The organism is Bilophila sp. 4_1_30, from assembly GCF_000224655.1.
Classification (GTDB): domain Bacteria; phylum Desulfobacterota; class Desulfovibrionia; order Desulfovibrionales; family Desulfovibrionaceae; genus Bilophila; species Bilophila wadsworthia.
Window position 1 is genome coordinate 585,895 of sequence record NZ_JH114233.1, and the last position, 1,898, is coordinate 587,792.

Here is a 1,898-nt window from a genome sequence, read left to right on the forward strand (position 1 = left end):
CGGTTGCGGAAGAGGATGCCGCATTCTTCGAAGCAAGGGCCGACGTCTCGGACGTCTTCGCAGCCTTAGCGGATGCGGCGGCTTCCCCGGCCTTCGTCGTCGCCGTGCCCGCGGACGAGGCCGCGCTGTTCTTTGACGCGAGAGCCGAGGTTTCGCTGGCTTTTGCCGCGTCGACGCTGGCGTTCACATCCACGGCAAACTGGTTCAGCGCGGGGATAAGCGTCTTGTTCAAGTCCTCATTGACCATCTTTTTCTGTGCTTTCAGACTGTTGAACGTCAGCACGTCAAACCGTCCCTGATCGCCCACCAGTCTGTCCGGCGGTTCCGGGAGATCCGAAATCTTTGAAATCTGATTCACTGCCATTATTTCAACCCCTGTATATCAATGGTCATGCTGATTTCATTCGGCCCGATGACGGTTGCGTTCCAGTCCTCAAGCCAGCCCCACACGGTCAGCGACTGGTAGGAGCCGATCCCCTCGTTGTCGTCCCCGAGCCAGAGCGCGGGAAGGCCGTGCATCCGGGCGAGGATTTCCCGCACGCTGTCCAGCCGGGACGGGTGTAAATACAGCGGCAGGCTCGTGCGCTTGGCGTTGGCCCGCTTGACCAGCCGCGTGTTGCCAAACTCGTCGGTGTCTTTTCTGGAATAGTCCCGGATGCCGAGGCGGGTATTGTACTGCGTCGTGCCGATGGGCCACGCCTGCCCCGCGATGACCTGCCCGAGCGCCGGGCCTCCCTCCTGTGTGAGCGAGACATAAAGCGTGGCCACGGGCGACACGGGGATATTGGTCACGGCCTGATCAACGATGCGCTCAAGAGGCAGGAAGTAGTAGTTCCAGTAGCCGTCAACGTCCTTCAACGTATTCACCGTGCGGTCGTACATGACGAGGCCGTCGCCGTCCTTCACCACGGCCCGGATGCTGGTGGCCTTGAAGTTCAGGAGCGCGAACGCCGTACAGCGGTTGAACGTCACCGCAAACGTCATGACGCCCTCAGCCGCGACCGTCTGCGTGGACACGTACTGGTCGAGCATGGCGTAACGGTTTGTCGGCCCCATGAGCCGCCAGAAAGCGTCGGTTCCCTCACTGTGCTGATCCGGCTGTTTCCCCGTGCTGGCGGTCACGGCCTTGTAGACCCTGTGCTCATGGATGACGGAATCCCCGATCTCATAGGCTGTGCCCGCACCCCACGCCGGGGCGTCGTTCTCCGGCACGGTGCTGGACAGCAACCGGATCGCCTGCGGCTCTATGAGCTTCATGCCCGCACCCCCGGCATCCCCTCGGCGTCCCACGCTTCCACCATGTCGGACGTGCGGCGGGAAAATCTGGCGATCTCGGACATGGAAATGAGCATGTCCCGGCGAAGCTGGTAGACTTCCCGCCGCAGCGCCTTGACCTCCGCATCGCTTCCCGAATCGGTGTCAGCCGCCCGGGGCGTCGCGCTGCGGAACAGCGCCGCCGTATCCGCCGCCGTGTAGACGCGCCCCGGCTGCGAGAAGTTCACCAGTTCCGGCCCTTCCTCGCCCACAAGGGACCAGCCCGGCATGGCAAGCCCGCCACGGGCGAACGCCTTCACCCCGGCCTTGTCGCCGGCCGCATCCAGAAGCGGCCTCAATTCCGCAATCTGCTTTTCGATTTCTTCAAGCGTCGCGCTCTGGCCCTGAAGCTGTTCAAGCGCGGCGTTCTGGACATCAAGCTGGCCCTGCAACGCTTCAAGCTGCTTGTCGGCTGCGGACACCTGCGCGCCCGCCGCGTCCTGCGCGGACTTCAACTGCGCGTTCACCGCCCAGAAAGCGTCGAGGTATTCCTCTTCCGTCCCCGCCGTCTGCTTCACGATGTCGAGCAGAGATGTGCCCACGCCCGCAAGCTGGCCCGCCGCGTCGGAGTCGCCGCCAAGCGC

Annotated in this window: 2 protein-coding genes and 1 pseudogene; all 3 read right to left on the reverse strand. The window is 63.6% G+C overall.

Annotated features, from left to right (window positions below):
* Nucleotides 1-364: pseudogene (locus HMPREF0178_RS23060) on the reverse strand (hypothetical protein); the annotation flags it as partial.
* The gene (locus HMPREF0178_RS23065) at nt 364-1,257 is read right to left on the reverse strand and encodes a hypothetical protein (RefSeq protein WP_009368775.1); all 894 of its coding nucleotides are present in this window, start codon (nt 1,255-1,257) and stop codon (nt 364-366) included. The gene HMPREF0178_RS23065 and the pseudogene HMPREF0178_RS23060, both read right to left, overlap by 1 nt.
* The coding region (locus tag HMPREF0178_RS23070; protein WP_009368776.1) for a hypothetical protein at nt 1,254-1,898 on the reverse strand (645 nt) is incomplete at its 5' end. The genes HMPREF0178_RS23070 and HMPREF0178_RS23065, both read right to left, overlap by 4 nt.